The sequence below is a fragment of the Kocuria sp. CCUG 69068 genome, assembly GCF_020833785.1.
GTDB classification, from domain to species: domain Bacteria; phylum Actinomycetota; class Actinomycetes; order Actinomycetales; family Micrococcaceae; genus Kocuria; species Kocuria rosea.
Map to the genome: position 1 here is coordinate 1 of NZ_PDDL01000029.1, position 18972 is coordinate 18972.

Below are 18972 nucleotides of genomic sequence, written 5' to 3' on the forward strand. Positions count from 1 at the left end.
GAGTGCTGCGCGGCCGGGCCCGTCGGCTCCGATGCGGCGGGACGGCGCTCGTCGTCGGACCGCTCCCCGGTGGGGCGCTCACCGGCGGGCCGGTCCTCGGCGGAGCTCGTCTCCGCAGTGGACCGCGTGCCCGCGGCAGCGGCGCCCGGCGTGGGCCGCCCCGACCGCCAGGTGCGGACGTCCTCGCTGCCGTCGGCGAAGCCGTAGGTCGTCACCACGGGGCGGACCCCGTCCTGCTCCGGGCCCACCTCGATGCGGGCGTTCTGCCACGCGCCGCGGGGCGAGGACATGGCCTCGCTGTAGAGGTCGGCCACGGGGTCGAAGAGCGGTGAGTCCTGGTCCACGGTGCCGGACTCCACGGACGGGTCGGCGTCCCCCACGGACTGCTGGGTCTGGTGGGTCATGGTGTTGCCGCGCTGGACGAGCGTGAGCACGGCGCGGTCGGCCCCCCGGGACGTCAGCCGGTCCACGAGGAAGGGCAGCGGTCCGCGGTCCGGCAGCGGCCGGACCTCCTCCGGGCCGTGCTCCTCGTGACCGTGCCCGTCCGGACCCCGGGAACCGGTGCCCCGGTCGCCGTCCCGGCCCGTTTCCCGGGTCCAGGTGTCGGGGCCGGCGGTCGGACCGGCCGGCTGCTCGGGCCGTCCGGTCTCGTGGCGCGGTGTGCTGTCCTCGGTGTTCTTCCGGAAAATGCCTCGCAGACCCAACTGGACCCACCCTTCCGAGCGTGTGCGCACGCCCTCGGTTCTCGTTTCGCGCTGGTTCTCTCCGCAGTATAGGCGGGCCCGGCATCCGGCCCCGGCGCTTCAGCGGCCGGCGATCACCGCACGGTCTCCAGGACCACGGCGCGGTCCGGCCGGGACGCCGGCGCCTCCGGGGCGATCACGGCGGCGCCCTCGAGGGCCTCCCGGGCCCGTGCGAAGCGCTCGGGGGTGTCTGTGAGCAGGGTCAGCAGCGGCTGCCCGGCCCGGACGGCGTCCCCGGGCTTGGCGTGCAGCAGCACGCCGGCGCCGGCCTGGACGGGGTCCTCGCGCCGGGCGCGGCCCGCCCCGAGGCGCCAGGAGGCCACCCCCACCCGGTGGGCGTCGAGCTCGGCGAGCACGCCGTCGGCCTCGGCCACCACGGTCTCGGACTCCCGGGCCCGCGGCAGCGGGGCGTCGGGGTCGCCACCCTGGGCGGCCACCATGGCCCGCCACACGTCCATGGCCCGGCCGTCCCGCAGCGCCTCCGCCGGGTCGGCGTCCGGGACCCCGGACGCGGCGAGCATCTCCGTGGCGAGCGCCACGGTGAGCTCCACGACGTCGGCCGGGCCGCCGCCGGCGAGCACCTCGACGGACTCCTGGACCTCCACGGCGTTGCCGACCGCCAGGCCGAGGGGCGTGGACATGTCGGTGAGCAGGGCGGTGGTCGTGACCCCGGCGCCGGTGCCGAGGTCGACCATCGTGCGGGCCAGCTCGCGGGCGGAGGCCAGGTCCTTCATGAACGCCCCGGAGCCCACCTTGACGTCGAGCACGAGGGACTGGGTGCCCTCGGCGATCTTCTTGGACATGATGGAGGACGCGATGAGCGGGATCGACTCGACCGTCCCGGTGACGTCCCGCAGCGCGTAGAGCTTCTTGTCCGCGGGCGCCAGGCCGGAGCCCGCGGCGCAGATCACCGCGCCCACGTCCCGCAGCTGGGCCAGCATCTCCTCGTTGGACAGGGCCGCCCGCCAGCCGGGGATGGACTCGAGCTTGTCCAGGGTGCCGCCGGTGTGGCCGAGGCCGCGCCCGGACAGCTGCGGGACGGCCACGCCGTACACGGCCACGAGCGGGGCCAGCGGCAGCGTGATCTTGTCCCCCACCCCGCCGGTCGAGTGCTTGTCCGCGGTGGCCGAGCGCGCCCCGGAGCGCACGAGCGCGGAGAAGTCCATCCGCTCGCCCGAGGCGATCATCGCCCGCGTCCAGGCCGCGATCTCGTCCCGGTCCATGCCCCGCAGGAAGATCGCCATGGCCAGGGCGCTCATCTGCTCCTCGGCCACGACACCGCGGGTGTAGGCGTCCAGGACCCACGCGATCTGCCCGGGCGAGAGGGCACCGCCGTCGCGCTTGGTCCGGATGACGTCCACGGCGTCGAACTGCTCGGTCATGTGGGGTCCTTTCGGGGACTAGAGGTTCTCGGGGCCGAAGGCGTCGGGCAGCACCTCGGCCATGGTGCGCACCCCGGAGACGGTGAGCAGCCGCAGGCCGGGCGCGCGGTGCTCGTGCAGCAGCTGCCGGCACCGTCCGCAGGGCATGAGGACGTCGCCGTTCCCGTCCACGCACACGAACGCGACGAGCCGCCCGCCGCCGGACATGTGCAGCGCGGACACCAGGGCGCACTCGGCGCACAGGGTCAGGCCGTAGGAGGCGTTCTCCACGTTGCACCCGGAGACCACCCGCCCGTCCTCGGTGAGGGCTGCCGCGCCCACGGGGAAGCGCGAGTACGGGACGTAGGCGTGCTCGCGGGCGGCCACGGCCGCCTCCCGCAGTCGGTCCCAGTCGATCCGGGGCCCGTCGTCGGTCGCCTCGCCGCCGGGGCGCAGGGGCTCGTTCACGGGGCGCTCACTCCTTGGTGTAGGGCTTGCCGATGGCCGCGGGACCGCGGGAGACCCCCACGAGCCCGGCCACGGCCAGGATCGTGACGACGTACGGGAGCATGGCCAGGAACTGGCTGGGCACGGGCGTGCCCAGGAAGGACAGGATCGACTGCAGGTTGGACGCGAAGCCGAACAGCAGGGACGCGAGCAGTGCCCCGACCGGGTTCCAGCGGCCGAAGATCAGGGCGGCCAGCGCGATGTAGCCGGCGCCGGAGGTCATGTCCCGGGTGAACGCGGAGACGGAGACCAGCGTGTAGAAGGCGCCGCCGAGACCGGCGACCATCCCGCCGAGCAGCACGTTGCGGAAGCGCAGGGCGTTGACCTTCACGCCCAGGGTGTCCGCGGCCTTGGGGTGCTCCCCCACGGACCGGGTGCGCAGCCCCCAGCGCGTCCGGTAGAGCGCGAACCACACGAGCGCCACCGCGGCGTACATCAGGTAGCCGATCACGGACTGGTCGAAGACGATCGGCCCGATCAGGGGGATCTCCGAGAGCACGGGCACGGCGAAGCGCGGCAGCCGCGGCGGGGAGTTGAACACGCCCGGGTCCGACTCCAGCACCGTGGCGAAGAGGAAGCCGGTCAGCCCGGACACGAGCACGTTGAGCACCACGCCCACGATCACCTGGTTGACCCGGTAGGTGATCGAGAAGACCGCCAGGACGAGCGAGACGAGCCCGGCCCCCAGCACGGCGGCGAGCAGCCCCACCCAGGCGCTGCCGGAGAGGGAGCCGGCCACGGCCGCGGAGAACGCGCCGAACAGCAGCTGGCCCTCGATCGCGATGTTGATCACGCCGGAGCGCTCGCACAGCAGGCCGCCCAGGGAGCCGAAGATCAGCGGGATGGCCAGGGCCACGGACCCGGCCAGCAGCCCGGACAGGGACACGTCCGGGCTGCGCGCGCTGCCCACGACCCACACGAGGAAGCCGCTGACGAAGAAGAAGCCGAACACGAGCACCGCCCACCGGGGCAGGTGCGCCCCGGCCCGGGCGCGCAGGACCGCGAGGACCGTCAGCCCGGCGAGCACGGCCACGGTGACCCAGCCCCACAGCACGCCGTGCACCACGAGGTCCGGCACGCGGAAGAGGTCGCCGGCCTCCGAGACGCGGAAGCTCACCGTGTTGTCCGGGGCGTTGAGCCCGAACAGCAGCAGGGCCACGAGGCTCAGGAGGCCGAGGACCACCGGGGTGCGCCAGCTGGTGACGCCCACGACCTCGTTGGCCGCGGTCGTGGACAGCTCCGCCTCGGCCGGCGGGGGCAGGGTCGTCGCGGCGGTGCCGCCGGACGGACCGCCGGCCGGGCCGCCGGAGTCCCAGGGCGCCTGCTCGGGGCGCGGTTCCGGATGCTGCGAGCTCATGCCCGGCCTCCCTCGGTGGCGGTCGCGGTGGCGGTCGCGGTGGCGGCCGTGGTGGTGGCGCTCCCGCCGCGGCGGGAGCGGACCCGGTCCTGCCCGGTCCGCACCAGCGGCGGCAGGGCGATGAACAGGACGATCAGGGACTGCACGACCAGGACGATGTCGATGTTCGTGCCGGTCATCGACTGCATGGTGACGCCGCCGGCGCGGAACCCGCCGTAGAGCAGGCCCGCGAAGAACGTGCCCCACGGCTTCGACCGGCCCAGCAGGGCCACCGTGATCGCGTCGAAGCCGAAGGACGCGGCGACGCCCGCGGTCAGCGCGCGCTCGGTGCCGGAGATCTGGGCCACGCCCGCGAGTCCCGCGAGGGCGCCCGCGAGGACCATGACGACGACGAAGCCGCGCGTGACCGAGATGCCGGCGGTCCGGGCCGCGCGCGGGTTGGCGCCCACGGCCCGCAGCTCGAAGCCGATCGTGGAGCGCTTGAGCAGCCAGGCGACGAACACCGTGGCGAGGACCGCGAGCACGAACCCCCAGTGCAGCCGGAACTGCTCGCCCAGCAGCTTGGGGAACATCGCGGTGTCCGCGACCTGGGGGCTGACGGGGTTCGAGGAGCCCGGGCGCAGGAACGCCGGGCGGGTGAGCAGCCAGGCGACGAGGTTGAGCGCGATGTAGTTGAGCATGATCGTCAGGATCACCTCGTGGGCGCCGGTGCGGGCCTTGAGCACGCCCACGACCGCCCCCCACAGCGCGCCGCCGAGGGCCCCGGCGAGGATCACGGCGAGCAGGTGCACGCCCACCGGCAGCTGCCAGGAGAAGCCGACCCAGGCGGCCAGCGCCGCGCCGATCAGCAGCTGCCCCTGGGCGCCGATGTTGAACAGCCCGGCCTGGAAGGCCACGGCCACCCCGAGCCCAGCCAGGATCAGCGGCGTGGCCACGGTGAGGGTCTCCGCGAGCGGGTAGACCCGCTGCGCGAACGTGCTGCCGTTCGGGTTGTAGACGGCGCCGTAGAACATCGCCTCGTAGGCGGAGGACGCGGCGGCCCACATGGCCGCGAGCGTGTCCCCGGGGCGGGCGAAGAGGTAGCTCGCGGCGTCGGCCACCCGGTCGTCGGTCAGGGCGATGAGGAGCCCGCCCAGGAGCAGGGCGGCGACGATCGCGAGCACGGACTGCACCGCGGAGCCGGTCCAGTCCCGCCGGGAGCTCCCGGGGGCGACGGCTGTGGGCGGCGGCGCCTTCTGCTGGTCGGCGGCCGCGGGGGCCGCTCCGGTGGCACTCATGCCTGCTCCTTCGGGTGCTGCGCCGTGGCCTGCGGGGCGCCGGCCTGCGGGGCATCGGTCGGTGGGGCGCCGGTCTGCGGGGGGACGGCCGGCTGCGCCCCGGTCCGCCGCGCGCCGTCGGGCCGGACGCCGGCCGCGCCGAGCTCCTCGGCGGTGGCCCCTGCCATCATCTGGCCCAGGACGTCGCGCGGGGTGTCGGGGCCCACGATCCCCATGATCCGGCCGTGGAAGAACACGGCGATCCGGTCCGCGAGCGCGTACACCTCGTCGAGCTCGGTCGAGACGATGAGCACGGCCACGCCCTTGTCCCGCTCGGCGACGATCTGCTCGTGGATGAACTCGATGGACCCCACGTCCACCCCGCGGGTGGGCTGGGAGGCGAGGAAGAGCTCGAGGGGCCGGGAGAGCTCCCGGGCGATGACGACCTTCTGCTGGTTGCCGCCGGAGAGGGTCTGCACGGGGGCGTCCACGGAGGGGGTGCGGACGTCGAACTGCTCGACGGCGCGGCGGGCGTTGGCCTGGACCTCGCCCAGCCGCAGGGACGGGCCGCGGGAGAAGCGGTCGTCGCCGTAGAGGTCCAGCACGAGGTTCTCGGCGACGGTGAACGGGCCCACGAGCCCGTCCGTGGAGCGGTCCTCCGGGACGAAGCCCACGCCGGCGTCGAGGACCTGGCGCACGGACTTCCCGAGCAGCTCCGTGCCGCCCAGCCGGATCGAGCCGGTGGCCCGCTCCCGCAGGCCGAGGATCGCCTCGGCCAGCTCCGTCTGGCCGTTGCCCTGCACGCCGGCCACCGCGAGGATCTCCCCGCGGGCCACGTCGAACCCGACGTCGTCGAGCAGCTTCACGCCGTTGTCCGCGACCACGGTGAGCCCGGAGACCTGCAGGGCCCGCTCCCCCGGCTCGGCCTCGCCCTTGGCGACGGTCAGGGACACGTCCCGGCCCACCATGAGGGCCGCGAGCTCGGAGGTCGAGGCCTCCGGGGACGTCTGGCCCACCACCCGGCCCCGGCGGATCACCGTGATGACGTCGGAGATCGCCTTGACCTCCCGCAGCTTGTGGGAGATGAACAGGATCGACTTCCCGGACCCGCGCAGCTGGCGCATGATCTCGAGCAGCTCGTCGGTCTCCCGGGGCGTGAGCACCGCGGTGGGCTCGTCCAGGATGAGCACCTGCGCCTCCCGCACGAGGGCCTTGATGATCTCGACGCGCTGCTGCACGCCCACGGGCAGGTCCTCGACCACGGCGTCCGGGTCCACGTGGAAGCCGTAGCGCTGGGAGATCTCCCGGATCCGGCGGCGGGTGGTCTCGAGGTCGAGGGTGCCGCCGCGGGTGCTCTCCGCGCCGAGGGCCACGTTCTCCGCGACGGTGAACACCGGCACCAGCATGAAGTGCTGGTGCACCATGCCGATCCCGGCGGCCATGGCGTCCCCCGGGCCCCGGAAGGACACCTCGGCGCCGTCCACCAGGATGCGCCCCCCGCTCGGCCGGTACAGGCCGTAGAGGACGTTCATCAGGGTGGACTTGCCCGCCCCGTTCTCGCCGAGGAGGCAGTGGATCTGCCCGGGCTCCACGACGAGGTCGACGTCCTCGTTGGCCGCGAAGGAGCCGAACCGCTTGGTGATGGACTGCAGTTCCAGCTTCATGGTGGGGTGGTCCTCCTCCTGGGCCGTCCGCCGGCCCGGGGCGGGCACGCCACCGCCGCCAGCTGCGGCCGGGGCCCTCGCTGGCGGCGGTGGGTGCGGTGGTCGGTGTCGTCCGGGATCAGGCCTGCGGCGAGTTCTCGGACTCGACGGTGACCGTGCCGTCGATGATGTCCTGGCGCAGCTGCTCGACCTCGGCGGCGAGCTCCTCGCCCACGGCCTCCTCCTGGTCGTGGAACGGGGCGATGCCCACGCCGTCGTTCTCGAGGGTGCCGACGTAGGGCTCGTTGCTGAACTCGCCCTCGGCGGCCGACTCGACGACGTCCTGCACGGAGGTGCTCATCTGCTTGAGCACCGAGGTGAGCTGGTACTCCTGGCCCTGGTCGAGGGTCTCGTAGCCGTCGGCGTCGACCCACACGAAGCGGACCTCGTCGCCGCCCCCGCCGTTGGCCTCGACCACGGCGTCGAGGGTGCCGAGGGCGGCCTGCCCGGCCACGGGCAGCACGATGTCCGCGCCCTCGTTGATGAAGTTCTGCGTGGTGGTCTTCGCCGCGGAGGTGTCGGTGAAGCTGTTGACGAAGGTGCCGTCCTGGGAGTCCTTGTCCCAGCCCAGGAGCCGGACGTCCTCGCCCTTGGTCTCGTTGTAGTGGTCGATACCGTCGGCGAAGCCGTCCATGAACACCGTCACGGTGGGGATGTCCATGCCGCCGTAGGTCGCCACGGTCCCGCTCTGGGTGCTGCCCGCCGCCACGTAGCCGGCGAGGAACGCGGCCTCGGCCGTGTTGTAGACGAGCGGCTTGACGTTGTCGAGCTCGATCGAGGCGTCGTCGACGATCGCGAAGTTGGACTCGGGGTTGGCCTCGGCCACGGCCCGGGTGGCGTCGGCGAGGAGGAAGCCCACGGACAGCGTGAGGTCGCACCCGGACTGCACCATGGACGTCAGGTTGGGCTCGAAGTCGGTCTCGGCCTGGGACTCGGCCTGGTTGACCTCGATGCCCATGGACTCCTCGACGGCCTGCAGGCCCTCGTAGGAGTTCTGGTTGAAGGAGCGGTCCTGGAACCCGCCGGAGTCGGAGACGATGCAGCCGGTGAAGTCGGTGGCCTGCTCCTGCGCCTCGCCGCCCTCCTCGGGGGCCGCGCCGCAGCCGGCGAGCACGAGGGCGGAGGCGCCGAGCAGCGCGGCGGCGGAGAGCGGGCGGGTTCCTCGGGACGTCCGGGGCGGGAAGGTCATGGTTCCTCCAGGAGACGGGCGCGGCCGGGCGGTGATCCCGGTCACGCGGCAAGCGCGACGTGGTGCCACTCTACCCACGGGTAGTGGCGGGGCGCCGGAGGCCCGCGTTAATTCGTGGTGACGTCCGGCCGTGTCTGCCGGGAGTGCAGCCGGATGGCGCGCAGGGCCGTGTTGGTCATGACCTGGATGCCGCAGCCGATCGCGGCCTCGTCCGCCACGTAGTCCGACTGGTGCAGGTCGTAGGTGTGCCCGCCCCGCGTGCGCGTGCCCAGCCGCATCATCGCCCCGGGCACCTCCTGGAGGAACCACGCGAAGTCCTCCCCGCCCATCGACTGGTGCACCAGCACCACCGCGTCCTCGCCGAGCTCGGCGCGGGCGGCGTTCTCGATGAGGGTGGTCTCCACCTCCCCGTTGACCACGGGAGGGACGCCGCGGATGTGCTCCAGCTCCACGTCCACCCCGTAGGGCGCGGCCACCTGGTGCACGACCTCGTCGAGCAGCGTGCCCGCCCGGTGCCAGGCGTCGGCGTCGAGGCAGCGCATCGTCCCGGACATGAACCCGGTGGCGGGGATGGCGTTGGGCGCCACGCCGGCGTGCATCTGGCCCCACACCACGGCCACGCCGGAGCGCACGTCGATCCGCCGGGAGAGCACGGCCGGGACGTTGACGGCGATCTGGGCCATCGCGTAGACGAGGTCCTGCGTGAGGTGGGGGCGGGAGGTGTGCCCGCCGCGGCCGGTGAACTCGATGCGCACGGTGTCGGAGGCGGACGTGATCGCGCCGATCCGGGTGCCGACCTGGCCGACGTCGACCTTGGGCTCGCAGTGCAGGGCGAACATCCGGGGCACGCCCTCGAGGACGCCCTGGCGCAGCACGGTGAGGGCGCCGCCGGGCAGCTGCTCCTCGGCGGGCTGGAAGACGATCCGCACGGTCCCGGCGATGTGTGCGGTCCGGTGCAGGTCCGCGAGCACCTTGGCCACGCCCACCATCACCGTGGCGTGGATGTCGTGCCCGCAGGAGTGCGCCACGCCGTCGTTGACGGAGGAGTACTCGAGGCCCGTGCCCTCCTGGATCGGCAGCGCGTCGATGTCCGCCCGCAGGCCCACGCCGATCGGGCCGTGCCCGATGTCCACGTAGCACCCGGTGTCCGAGAGCCGCACCGGGGACAGGCCCATGTTCTCCAGGGCGCCCACGATCCGGTCCGTGGTGCGGAACTCCTGGTAGGACAGCTCCGGGTGGCGGTGCAGGTCCCGCCGGAAGGCGATCAGGTCGGGCAGGTAGCGCTTGAGCAGGGGGCCGATGGCGGGCGGGAGGCCGGCCTCCAGGGCCGCGGCGGAGGATGGCGCGTCAGGCATCTGTCCAGACTACTCCCGGGCGCGCGCCGCTCCCGACGCTCACAGGACGTCCGTGTTGCCGCTCTGCTTGAGGGAGGCCACCGCGTCCTTGACGCGCTGGGCGTGCTCCCGGGTGGTCACCAGCAGCGCGTCGTGGGTGTCGACGACGACGATGTCCTCGACCCCGATCAGCGCGATCAGCCGGCCCGTGTCCGAGACGACGATGCCGCTGGAGCTGTCGGAGAGCACCCGGCTGTTGTCGCCGAGGACCGTGACGTCGGGGTCGGTCTCGGGGTCGACGTGGTTGAGCCGCCGGATCGCGGCGAAGTCCCCGACGTCGTCCCAGGTGAAGCTCGCCGGGACCATGGCCACGTCCCCGGCGGCCGCCGCGGGCTCGGCCACGGCGTAGTCGATCGCGATCTTGGGCAGCCCGGGCCACACCCGGTCCACCACCTCGTCCTGGGCGGGCGTGCCCCAGGCGTCGGCGATCTCGGTGAGCCCCGCGTGCAGCTCCGGCTGGCTCGCGGCGAGGTGGCGCAGCATCAGGGACGCGGGCGCCACGAACATCCCGGCGTTCCACGTGTAGTTGCCGCTCGCCACGTAGTGCCGGGCGGTGTCCTCGTCGGGCTTCTCGACGAACTCCTCGACCTGCAGGGCGTGGGGCGCGTCCGGCAGCCCGAGCTGGGCGCCGGCCCGGATGTAGCCGAAGCCAGTGGCCGGGGAGCTCGGCGGGATCCCGATCGTCACGATCCGCCCCGAGGCCGCCGCGGCCACGGCCTCCCGGACCACGTCCTGGAAGGCGCCGGCGGGCTCGATCACGTGGTCGGCCGCGAAGGACCCGATGATCGCCTCGGGGTCGCGGCGCTGGACGAGCATGCAGGCCAGGCCGATGGCCGCCGCCGAGTCCTTCGGGGACGGCTCGAGCACGAGGTCGCCGGTGGAGAGCTCCGGGAGCTGGCGGCAGACCGCGGCCGCGTGCGTGCGCCCGGTCACGACCATGACCGGGCCGTCGCCCAGGCCCGCGAGCCGGTCGTACGTGGCGCGGAGCAGGGAGGAGCCGGAGCCGGTGAGGTCGAGCAGGAACTTGGGGGCGTCGGCCCGGGAGAGGGGCCACAGCCGGGAGCCCACCCCTCCGGCAGGGATGAAGGGGTGGAAGTGCGCGAGTGGGGAGGTCACGGAGAACACCATACGACGTCGCCCGGGAGCCCGCGGAAAACGACGTGCGCGCGCGGCGGAACCCGTGCGCCCGTGCGGGACAGCCTGTCAGTAAACACCGGTCGTGCTGGTATCGTGGGAGGGAACTCGCGCATCATCCGACACAGAGCCGGAGGGCTCCGCTCACGTCGTGCGCAGTGCGAATTCCCGAACATTTCTAGAGCGCACGACGGCGAGCGACTCAGGGAGGTTTTTCAGTGGCGAAGACATCCAAGGGCACCCTGTACCGCGGCCAGGCTCATGGCCAGTGGTCCTGGGTGGCCCATCGCATCACCGGCGTGGCCATCTTCTTCTTTCTCTTGGTCCACGTCCTGGACACGGCGCTCGTGCGGGTCTCCCCCGAGGCCTACAACGCGGTCATGGCGACCTACAAGAACCCGGTCATGGGCCTGGGCGAGGCCGGCCTCGTGGCGGCCATCGTCTACCACGCCTTCAACGGCCTGCGCATCATCATGGTCGACTTCTGGTCCAGCGGCACCAAGTACCAGAAGCAGATGCTCTGGGGCGTCCTGGCCCTGTGGGTCGTCGTCATGATCCCCTTCCTCATCCGTCACCTGTCCCACGTCTTCGGGGGTTAATCACTATGAGCACTCCGCTCAAGGCAAGCATCTCGGTCCCCCGGAGCAAGGACCTCGAGGTCAACGGCATCAAGTACAACCGCTCCTCGTCCCGCCGCAACAACTTCGAGATGTTCGCGTGGCTGTTCATGCGCCTGTCCGGCGTGATCCTGCTGGTGCTCGTCTTCGTCCACCTCTGGGTCAACCTCGTGGGCCCGGAGGGCGGCGTGAACGCCGTCGACTTCGCGTTCGTGGCCGGCAAGTGGGCCAGCCCGTTCTGGCAGGTCTTCGACATGCTCCTGCTGTGGCTGGCGATGCTGCACGGCACGAACGGGCTGCGCGTGATCATCGACGACTACGCGGAGAAGGACCGGACCCGGTTCTGGCTGAAGGTCTTCCTCTTCACCACGTCCGCCTTCGTGATCCTGCTCGGCACCCTCGTCATCTTCACCTTCGAGCCCTGCCCGGCCGGCGCGGACCCCGCGCTGCTCGCGAGCTTCTGCACCGCGGGCTGATCCCTGCCGGAGACGGCCCGCCCCGCGGCGGGCCGTCTCCGCCGTCCGGTCACAGGCGACCGGGCCCCAGCACATCCGACGGAACACCCAACAGAAAGAACAACCGGTATGCAGGTTCACAAGTACGACGTGGTCATCATCGGCGCCGGTGGTGCCGGTATGCGCGCCGCCATCGAGGCCGGTCAGCGCTCCCGCACTGCCGTACTGACCAAGCTGTACCCCACGCGGTCCCACACCGGCGCGGCGCAGGGCGGCATGTGCGCGGCCCTCGCCAACGTCGAGGAGGACAACTGGGAGTGGCACACGTTCGACACCATCAAGGGCGGTGACTACCTGGTCGACCAGGACGCCGCCGAGGTGATGGCCAAGGAGGCCATCGACGCCGTCCTCGACCTCGAGAAGATGGGCCTGCCGTTCAACCGCACCCCCGAGGGCAAGATCGACCAGCGACGCTTCGGCGGCCACACCCGCGACCACGGCAAGGCCCCCGTGCGCCGCGCCTGCTACGCCGCGGACCGCACCGGCCACATGATCCTCCAGACGCTGTACCAGAACTGCATCAAGCACAACGTGGAGTTCTTCAACGAGTACTACGTCCTGGACCTGATCATGACCGAGGTCGACGGCCAGCGCCGCGTCGCCGGCGTCGTCTCCTACGACCTCGCCTCCGGGGAGCTGCACGTCTTCCAGGCCAAGTCCGTGGTCTTCGCCTCCGGCGGGGCGGGCAAGGTCTACAAGACGACCTCCAACGCCCACACGCTCACCGGCGACGGCATGGCCATCGCGTTCCGCAACGGCCTGCCCCTCGAGGACATGGAGTTCATCCAGTTCCACCCCACCGGCCTGGCCGGGCTGGGCATCCTCGTCTCCGAGGCCGCCCGCGGCGAGGGCGGGATCCTGCGCAACGCCGACGGCGAGCGGTTCATGGAGCGCTACGCCCCGACCATCAAGGACCTCGCCCCCCGCGACATCGTGGCCCGCTCCATGGCCAACGAGGTGCGCGAGGGCCGCGGCGCCGGGCCGAACAAGGACTACGTCCTGCTCGACCTCACCCACCTCGAGCCGGCCCACATCGACGCGAAGCTGCCCGACATCACGGAGTTCGCCCGCACGTACCTGGGCGTGGAGCCCTACACCGAGCCCGTCCCGGTGTTCCCGACCTGCCACTACGCCATGGGCGGCATCCCGACCAACATCAAGGCCGAGGTGCTCCAGGACAACGAGAACGTGGTCCCGGGCCTGTACGCCGCCGGCGAGGTCGCCTGCGTGTCCGTGCACGGCTCCAACCGCCTGGGCACCAACTCGCTGCTGGACATCAACGTGTTCGGCAAGCGCGCCGGCATCTACGCCGCCGAGTACGCGCAGCGGGCCGAGTTCGTGCCCGTGCCGGACACCGCCCTGGACAGCACCGTGGCGCTGCTCGACAACGCCCGCAACGGCACCGGCACCGAGAAGGTCGCCGCGATCCGCAAGGACCTGCAGGACACCATGGACCTCAACGTCCAGGTGTTCCGCACCGCCGACACCCTGCAGACGGCGCTGGACGACATCGCCGCCCTCGAGGCCCGGTACGCGAACATCTCCATCCAGGACAAGGGCAAGCGCTTCAACCTGGACCTGCTGGAGGCCGTGGAGCTCGGCTTCCTCCTGCAGCTCGCGAAGGTCATGACCGTGGCCGCCCTGCACCGCACCGAGTCCCGCGGCGGGCACTTCCGGGAGGACTTCCCGGAGCGCGACGACGCCAACTTCATGAAGCACTCGATGGTCTACCTCGACCCCTCCTCCCCCACCGCGGGGATCCGGCAGGAGACGAAGCCCGTCATCTTCACCCGCTACGAGCCCATGGAGCGTAAGTACTGATGTCTACCGCACACACTCCCGACCGGCCCGAGGACGGCCGCGACGACGACCCCCAGGACCGCGCCCCCGAGCACGGCCACGCCCCGGGCCACGCCCAGGACGACCGCGCCGGCTACAAGACCGACGCGGACGCCGGGTCGGTCGACGAGCGCGACGAGGCCGCGGCCCCGGCCGTGGACCCCGCCGCCGAGAACGCCGAGGGCGGGGAGCCCGCCGCGCGCGTGGACCTGCCCGAGGAGCAGCAGGCCAGCGACGAGATCCCGACCTTCGACCTCACCCTGCAGATCCGCCGCTACAACCCGGAGGTCTCCGACGAGGTCCGCTGGGACGAGTACAAGCTCACCATGTACGGCACCGACCGTGTGCTGGACGCCCTGCACAAGGTGAAGTGGGAGATCGACGGCTCGCTGTCCTTCCGCCGCTCCTGCGCGCACGGCGTGTGCGGCTCGGACGCCATGCGCATCAACGGCCAGAACCGCCTCGCCTGCAAGGTGCTGCTCAAGGACCTCGACCTGTCCAAGCCCGTCACGGTGGAGCCCATCAAGGGCCTGCCGTGCGAGAAGGACCTGATCGTGGACATGGAGCCGTTCTTCCAGTCCTACCGCGAGATCATGCCGTTCCTCGTGGCCGGCGGCAACGAGCCGACCATGGAGCGCTACCAGTCCCAGGAGGACCGGGCGCGCTTCGACGACACCACCAAGTGCATCCTGTGCGCCGCGTGCACGTCGTCCTGCCCCGTGTTCTGGACCGACGGCCAGTACTTCGGTCCGGCGGCGATCGTCAACGCGCACCGGTTCATCTTCGACTCCCGCGACGACGCGGGGGACCTGCGCCTGGAGATCCTCAACGACAAGGAGGGCGTGTGGCGCTGCCGCACGACCTTCAACTGCACCGAGGCGTGCCCGCGCGGCATCCAGGTCACGAAGGCCATCGCCGAGGTCAAGAACGCCATCCTGAGCCGCTCCATGTGAGCGTGCCCCCAGGCCGCCGCGGCCCGTCCCCTGCACGGCAGGGGGCGGGCCGCCGTCGTCCGTGCGCGGCGGCGGCTCAGCGGCGCCCGGTCAGGGTGGCCATGGGCACCACGGTGATCGCCACGTTCTCGCCGTCGGGGTGCACCCGCCCGCCGCGCTGGTCCGCGTGCACGATCGCCCCGATCGCCGCCGAGAACAGCAGGATCTGGTTGAACAGGTAGAACCACAGGAGCACGCCCACCACGAGGGCGACCGAGAGCAGGTACGGGTTGGTGGTGGCCCCGGCGACCACCGTGCCCCCGATGTAGCGCAGCGCGAAGCTGCCGGCCGCCGCGGCGAGCACGGTGACGGCCAGGGCACGGCGGGTGATCCGCAGCCCGGCCACGCCCCGCACGAGCTCGAGGGCGAACAGGGCGTCCAGCACGACGACGAGCAGGGTGCTCAGCGCCCAGGTCAGCCCGGTGCGCAGCCAGTCGGGGCCGCTGCCCCAGCCGAGCTCCCCGGCGGTGTCCAGCAGGAAGCCCAGGAGGCCCGAGGCCGCGCCGTTGGCCACGACCGAGAGGGCGAGCAGCACGCCCAGCAGCAGCAGCCCCAGCAGGTCCCGCGGCACGGCCGCGATGGGCAGGCCCTGCGCGGGAGGCACCTCGAAGAGCCGGCGGAACGCGAGCCGCACCCCGGAGACCCAGCGCCAGCCGGAGAAGAACAGGACCGCGCCGCCGATCACCGTGGCCAGGGTGAAGGGCCGGGTGTCCTCGAGCAGCTCGAGGGGGACCACTCCCCCGTCCCCGGTGTCCAGCAGGCCGGGGACGCGCTCGGTCACGGCCTCCACCACGGCGTCGCGCACCAGGGGGTCGTTGCCGAGGAACACGCCGATCACGGAGAAGCCCATCACCAGCAGGGCGGTGGACGCGAAGATCAGCACGAAGGACAGGCCCGCCGCCATGAGGGGCCCGCCGTGGAAGAGGTAGTGCAGGACCACCCGGACCGGCATTCGCCGGTAGGTCTCGGCGAGCGCCACGGCGAGCACCGAGCCGGCCAGCCCTAGGGCGCCGGCGCCGGCGGCCCGCTTCTCGCGCAGCAGCGCCCGCTGGCGCAGGGCCTCGCGCCGCATGCCGTGGCGGTCGATCGCGCGCGGCGGCAGCTCGGGGGCAGGGCCGGTGCGGGGGCCGGCGCGGGTGCTCATGGCCGGGCGGCTCAGCGCCGGTCGCGGTCGCGCCCCGTGAAGGGGAACTCCTCGCGGATCCGCCAGACGCCCCGGCCGTCGAGCTCGTAGAGACCGATCCGGTCCACGAGGAACCCGGCGCGGTAGGTCCGCAGCATCTCCTGGGCGCGGTCGAGGTCCTCCTCCTCCACGGCCTGGGCGATCGTGACGTGGGGGTGGAACTCGAAGGGGGACGCCGAGACGAGGTGCTCCTCGTGCAGGGCGTCGTGCAGCGCGCGGCACTGCTCCTCGCCCTCCTGGATGCGCAGGTAGACCACCGGGCTCACGGGGCGGAACGTGCCGGTGCCGTTGATCTCCACCCGGAACGGCTCCCACTCGCGGGCCACGGCCCCGACCCGCTGCACGACGTCCGCCCAGCGCTCCGCCTGCGGGGCGATCATCAGCGTGATGTGCGCCGGCACGGCGTAGGAGGCGGGGTCCCCGAAGGACGCGCGCCAGTCCTGGAGCTCCCGGCCCACGGGCTCGGGCAGCTCGATCACCACGCCCGCGTACACCTGGCCGGGGCGGATGGTGGGGGACTGCTGCGTTCGGGTCAACTCAACTCCTCACAGGACGGGACCCAGCCTAGCCCAGCCCCCCGGACCCGCCCAGGCGCGGCAGGAAGCCCATCCGGTCGTAGACCCCCGCCAGGGTCCGGACGGTGATCTCGCGGCCCTTCTCGGCGCCCCGGGCGAGGAGGCGGTCCAGCTCCGCGGGGTCGTCCAGCAGCTCCTGGGCGCGGGCCTGGATCGGGTCCAGGGTCTCGGTGACCACCTCGGCCAGCCCCACCTTGAGGTGGCCGTAGAGCTTCCCCTCGTACTCCGCCACGAGGTCGGCCACGGGCCGGCCGGTGAGCGCCGAGTACACGGTCAGCAGGTTGGCGATGCCCGGCTTGGCCTCGCGGTCGAAGCGGATCTCCGTGCCGTCGTCGGTGACCGCGGACTTGATCTTCTTCGCGTTCTTCTTGGCCGGGTCGAGCAGCCGGATCAGCCCGCTCTCGGACGCGGCGGACTTGGACATCTTGGCGGTGGGGTTCTGCAGGTCGTAGACCTTGGCGGACTCGGCGAGGATCTTCGCGTCCGGCACCACGAACGTGTCCCCGAAGCGGGTGTTGAAGCGCTGGGCGAGGTTGCGGGTCAGCTCGAGGTGCTGGCGCTGGTCCTCCCCCACCGGGACCTGGTGCGCCTGGTAGATCAGGATGTCGGCGGCCATGAGCACCGGGTAGGCGAACAGGCCGACCGTGGCGTTCTCGGCGCCCTGCCGGGCGGACTTGTCCTTGAACTGCGTCATCCGGGACGCCTCGCCGAAGCCCGTGATGCAGTTGAGCGCCCAGGCCAGCTGGGCGTGCTCGGGCACGTGGGACTGCACCAGCAGGGTGGAGCGCTCGGGGTCGATGCCCGCGGCGATGTACTGGGCCGCCGTGACACGGGTCCGCTGGGCCAGGGCGGCCGGGTCCTGCTCGGCGGTGATGGCGTGCAGGTCGGCCACGAAGAACACGCACTCGTTGTCGTCCTGCAGGTCCACCCAGTTGCGCATGGCCCCCACGTAGTTGCCCAGGTGCAGGGAGTCCGCCGAGGGCTGCACCCCCGAGACGACACGGGGTCTGCCGGAGGCGGTGGGGACGTCGAACGGTACGGGCTCAGGGGTCACGGTGCGGGGTCCTTCGATCGGGCGGGCGCCGGCGGGGGCGCGGAGCGGGCGAACGGGTCAGAGCTGGTAGTCGACCACCACGGGCGCGTGGTCGGAGAAGCGGGTGTCGTAGCTGGGGGCGCGGTCCACGGCGGCGGTCACCGCCCGGGCCGCGAGCCCCGGGGTGGCCATGTGGTAGTCGATGCGCCACCCGGCGTCGGTGTCGAAGGCCTTGCCGCGGTACGACCACCACGTGTACGGCCCGGGGACCGGTCCGGCCAGCTCCCGGGCGACGTCCTTGTACCCGTGCTCGCCGAAGAAGCGGTCGAAGTAGGCGCGCTCCTCGGGCAGGAAGCCGGCGTTCTTGACGTTGCCCTTCCAGTTCTTGATGTCGAGCTCGGTGTGCCCCACGTTGAGGTCGCCGACGACGAGCACGTGCTCCCGCGTGCGGGCGAGCTCGGGCAGCCGCTCGCTCATGACGTCGAGGAAGCGGTACTTGTCGTCCTGGCGGGGGGTGCCGACCTCCCCGGAGTGGACGTAGGCCGAGACCACGGTGAGCGTGGTGCCGTCGGCCAGGTCGTGGTCCGTCTCGACCCACCGGCCCGCGGTCTCGAAGTGCTCGTGGCCGATGGAGTCGCGCCGCCGCACGGGCAGCAGGGACCCGTCCCGGGCGTCCCGGCGGGTGGCCACGGCCACGCCCGCCCGGCCCTTGTCGGCGGCCTCGGCGTGGTGGACGTCCCACACCTGCTCGTCGAGCAGGTCCCGGACGATCCGGTCGGGGGCCCGGACCTCCTGCAGGCACAGGATGTCGACGTCACGGCCCGCCAGCCAGTCGGCCATGCCGCGCTTGTAGGCGGCGCGGATGCCGTTGACGTTGACGGTGGCGACGCGCAGGACGTTCTCGGGGCGGGACATGCGGGGGCACCTGGCTTCCGGGTGGTGGTGAGCGGGGGTCGTGCTGCGGGGGTTCGTGCCGCGGGGCGGTCGGGGTCAGTCGACCACGGTGCCGCTGAGGGGCTCCTGGCGCAGCATGCTCATCCCGTTGCCGGCCGTGATGTCGATGGTGTCGAGGGCGCGGTCCAGCGCCTCGCGCTCGGGGCCCTCGACGGGCAGCGCGGCGAGCTCCTGCTTGATCACCTTGGACTGGACCAGGACGATCTGGAAGCTGTGGGAGAGCTTCTCGTCCCGCATGGAGCCGGCGGCGGCGGACCCGGTGACGGTGGGGGCGCGGCCGGAGCCGGTGCGCAGCTGCTCCCGGGCCTCGTCGACCTGCCGGCGGCCGAAGCGGGCGGCCTTGCGGACCATGAGCACCACCCAGGTGGCGAGCAGCAGCCAGCCGAGGGCGATGCCGGCGAGCGCCCAGCCCAGCCACGAGTTGGCGTTCGCGGCCTGCAGCAGCGCCACCACGAAGATCACCACGAGCACGGCCAGTCCGATCACCGTGCCCCACAGGGCGGTGCGGGAGGCGGGCTCGGCGGCCGGGGCGGTGGACGGGGTCGGGGATCCGAGGGAGCGCATGGTCCCCATTGTCTCAAATCCCGGCCCGGGCCACGAACCGGCGCGGGCGCCGTCCC

At 72.4% G+C, this 18972-nt stretch carries 18 protein-coding genes; 4 read left to right on the top strand and 14 right to left on the bottom strand.

What is annotated here, in order from left to right; translation table 11 throughout:
- The 9 genes from CRM73_RS07855 to CRM73_RS07895 all read right to left on the bottom strand — a co-directional run.
- Nucleotides 1-704: hypothetical protein (locus tag CRM73_RS07855; protein ID WP_229587307.1), on the bottom strand; the 704-nt coding region annotated here is incomplete at its 3' end.
- Between the two features lie 113 nt (nucleotides 705-817).
- Nucleotides 818-2125 (bottom strand): thymidine phosphorylase, encoded by a 1308-nt coding sequence (locus tag CRM73_RS07860; protein WP_229587308.1) that lies wholly within the window; start codon nucleotides 2123-2125, stop codon nucleotides 818-820.
- Between the two features lie 18 nt (nucleotides 2126-2143).
- Nucleotides 2144-2572 (bottom strand): cytidine deaminase, encoded by a 429-nt coding sequence (locus CRM73_RS07865; RefSeq protein ID WP_017832191.1) that lies wholly within the window; start codon nucleotides 2570-2572, stop codon nucleotides 2144-2146.
- A gap of 7 nt (nucleotides 2573-2579) precedes the next feature.
- On the bottom strand, nucleotides 2580-3968 hold the full coding sequence (locus tag CRM73_RS07870; protein WP_017832190.1) for an ABC transporter permease: 1389 nt from the start codon (nucleotides 3966-3968) through the stop codon (nucleotides 2580-2582).
- Entirely contained in the window at nucleotides 3965-5245 is a 1281-nt protein-coding gene (locus tag CRM73_RS07875; RefSeq protein ID WP_229587309.1) for an ABC transporter permease, read from the bottom strand. The genes CRM73_RS07870 and CRM73_RS07875 overlap by 4 nt, the downstream gene beginning before the upstream one ends.
- Nucleotides 5242-6888, bottom strand: a complete 1647-nt coding sequence (locus CRM73_RS07880; RefSeq protein ID WP_229587310.1) for an ABC transporter ATP-binding protein — start codon at nucleotides 6886-6888, stop codon at nucleotides 5242-5244. The genes CRM73_RS07875 and CRM73_RS07880 overlap by 4 nt, the downstream gene beginning before the upstream one ends.
- Before the next feature lie 118 nt (nucleotides 6889-7006).
- Complete coding sequence (locus CRM73_RS07885) at nucleotides 7007-8116, bottom strand: BMP family protein (protein ID WP_017832187.1); 1110 nt, start codon at nucleotides 8114-8116, stop codon at nucleotides 7007-7009.
- Nucleotides 8117-8223: 107 nt separating this feature from the next.
- Nucleotides 8224-9471, bottom strand: coding sequence for an amidohydrolase (locus CRM73_RS07890; RefSeq protein WP_017832186.1), 1248 nt, complete (start codon nucleotides 9469-9471; stop codon nucleotides 8224-8226).
- A 39-nt stretch (nucleotides 9472-9510) separates the two neighbouring features.
- A complete protein-coding gene (locus tag CRM73_RS07895; RefSeq protein WP_017832185.1) occupies nucleotides 9511-10638 on the bottom strand; it encodes a mannose-1-phosphate guanylyltransferase in 1128 nt (375 codons plus the stop codon).
- A gap of 224 nt (nucleotides 10639-10862) precedes the next feature.
- Between CRM73_RS07895 and sdhC the strand changes: the two genes are divergently transcribed.
- The 4 genes from sdhC to CRM73_RS07915 all read left to right on the top strand — a co-directional run bounded on the left by sdhC (nucleotide 10863) and on the right by CRM73_RS07915 (nucleotide 14568).
- Nucleotides 10863-11243, top strand: a complete 381-nt coding sequence (sdhC, locus tag CRM73_RS07900; protein WP_017832184.1) for a succinate dehydrogenase, cytochrome b556 subunit — start codon at nucleotides 10863-10865, stop codon at nucleotides 11241-11243.
- Nucleotides 11244-11248: 5 nt separating this feature from the next.
- On the top strand, nucleotides 11249-11737 hold the full coding sequence (locus tag CRM73_RS07905) for a succinate dehydrogenase hydrophobic membrane anchor subunit (protein ID WP_017832183.1): 489 nt from the start codon (nucleotides 11249-11251) through the stop codon (nucleotides 11735-11737).
- A gap of 108 nt (nucleotides 11738-11845) precedes the next feature.
- Nucleotides 11846-13597: a succinate dehydrogenase flavoprotein subunit gene (gene sdhA, locus CRM73_RS07910; RefSeq protein ID WP_017832182.1), complete on the top strand. Its 1752-nt coding sequence runs from the start codon at nucleotides 11846-11848 to the stop codon at nucleotides 13595-13597.
- Nucleotides 13597-14568: a succinate dehydrogenase iron-sulfur subunit gene (locus CRM73_RS07915; protein ID WP_229587311.1), complete on the top strand. Its 972-nt coding sequence runs from the start codon at nucleotides 13597-13599 to the stop codon at nucleotides 14566-14568. Before sdhA ends, CRM73_RS07915 begins: the two co-directional genes overlap by 1 nt.
- A gap of 76 nt (nucleotides 14569-14644) precedes the next feature.
- Here the strand turns inward: CRM73_RS07915 and CRM73_RS07920 are convergent, their stop codons facing one another.
- The 5 genes from CRM73_RS07920 to CRM73_RS07940 form a co-directional block, all read right to left on the bottom strand.
- Complete coding sequence (locus CRM73_RS07920) at nucleotides 14645-15751, bottom strand: YhjD/YihY/BrkB family envelope integrity protein (protein ID WP_229587312.1); 1107 nt, start codon at nucleotides 15749-15751, stop codon at nucleotides 14645-14647.
- Between the two features lie 11 nt (nucleotides 15752-15762).
- A complete protein-coding gene (locus CRM73_RS07925) occupies nucleotides 15763-16326 on the bottom strand; it encodes a 2'-5' RNA ligase family protein (protein ID WP_229587314.1) in 564 nt (187 codons plus the stop codon).
- A 28-nt stretch (nucleotides 16327-16354) separates the two neighbouring features.
- A complete protein-coding gene (gene trpS / locus CRM73_RS07930; protein ID WP_229587316.1) occupies nucleotides 16355-17419 on the bottom strand; it encodes a tryptophan--tRNA ligase in 1065 nt (354 codons plus the stop codon).
- A 57-nt stretch (nucleotides 17420-17476) separates the two neighbouring features.
- Nucleotides 17477-18313, bottom strand: a complete 837-nt coding sequence (locus CRM73_RS07935) for an exodeoxyribonuclease III (protein WP_017832177.1) — start codon at nucleotides 18311-18313, stop codon at nucleotides 17477-17479.
- A 75-nt stretch (nucleotides 18314-18388) separates the two neighbouring features.
- Nucleotides 18389-18916, bottom strand: coding sequence for a hypothetical protein (locus CRM73_RS07940; protein WP_031282329.1), 528 nt, complete (start codon nucleotides 18914-18916; stop codon nucleotides 18389-18391).
- Between the last annotated feature and the right edge of the window lie 56 nt (nucleotides 18917-18972).

Bases quoted from the DNA above. Each gene is read 5' to 3' on its own strand.
- CRM73_RS07860 (WP_229587308.1), bottom strand. From the start codon at position 2,125: ATGACCGAGCAGTTCGACGCCGTGGACGTCATCCGGACCAAGCGCGAC.
- CRM73_RS07870 (WP_017832190.1), bottom strand. From the start codon at position 3,968: ATGAGCTCGCAGCATCCGGAACCGCGCCCCGAGCAGGCGCCCTGGGAC.
- CRM73_RS07875 (WP_229587309.1), bottom strand. From the start codon at position 5,245: ATGAGTGCCACCGGAGCGGCCCCCGCGGCCGCCGACCAGCAGAAGGCG.
- CRM73_RS07880 (WP_229587310.1), bottom strand. From the start codon at position 6,888: ATGAAGCTGGAACTGCAGTCCATCACCAAGCGGTTCGGCTCCTTCGCG.
- CRM73_RS07885 (WP_017832187.1), bottom strand. From the start codon at position 8,116: ATGACCTTCCCGCCCCGGACGTCCCGAGGAACCCGCCCGCTCTCCGCC.
- CRM73_RS07890 (WP_017832186.1), bottom strand. From the start codon at position 9,471: ATGCCTGACGCGCCATCCTCCGCCGCGGCCCTGGAGGCCGGCCTCCCG.
- CRM73_RS07895 (WP_017832185.1), bottom strand. From the start codon at position 10,638: ATGGTGTTCTCCGTGACCTCCCCACTCGCGCACTTCCACCCCTTCATC.
- CRM73_RS07905 (WP_017832183.1), top strand. From the start codon at position 11,249: ATGAGCACTCCGCTCAAGGCAAGCATCTCGGTCCCCCGGAGCAAGGAC.
- sdhA (WP_017832182.1), top strand. From the start codon at position 11,846: ATGCAGGTTCACAAGTACGACGTGGTCATCATCGGCGCCGGTGGTGCC.
- CRM73_RS07915 (WP_229587311.1), top strand. From the start codon at position 13,597: ATGTCTACCGCACACACTCCCGACCGGCCCGAGGACGGCCGCGACGAC.
- CRM73_RS07920 (WP_229587312.1), bottom strand. From the start codon at position 15,751: ATGAGCACCCGCGCCGGCCCCCGCACCGGCCCTGCCCCCGAGCTGCCG.
- CRM73_RS07935 (WP_017832177.1), bottom strand. From the start codon at position 18,313: ATGTCCCGCCCCGAGAACGTCCTGCGCGTCGCCACCGTCAACGTCAAC.
- CRM73_RS07940 (WP_031282329.1), bottom strand. From the start codon at position 18,916: ATGCGCTCCCTCGGATCCCCGACCCCGTCCACCGCCCCGGCCGCCGAG.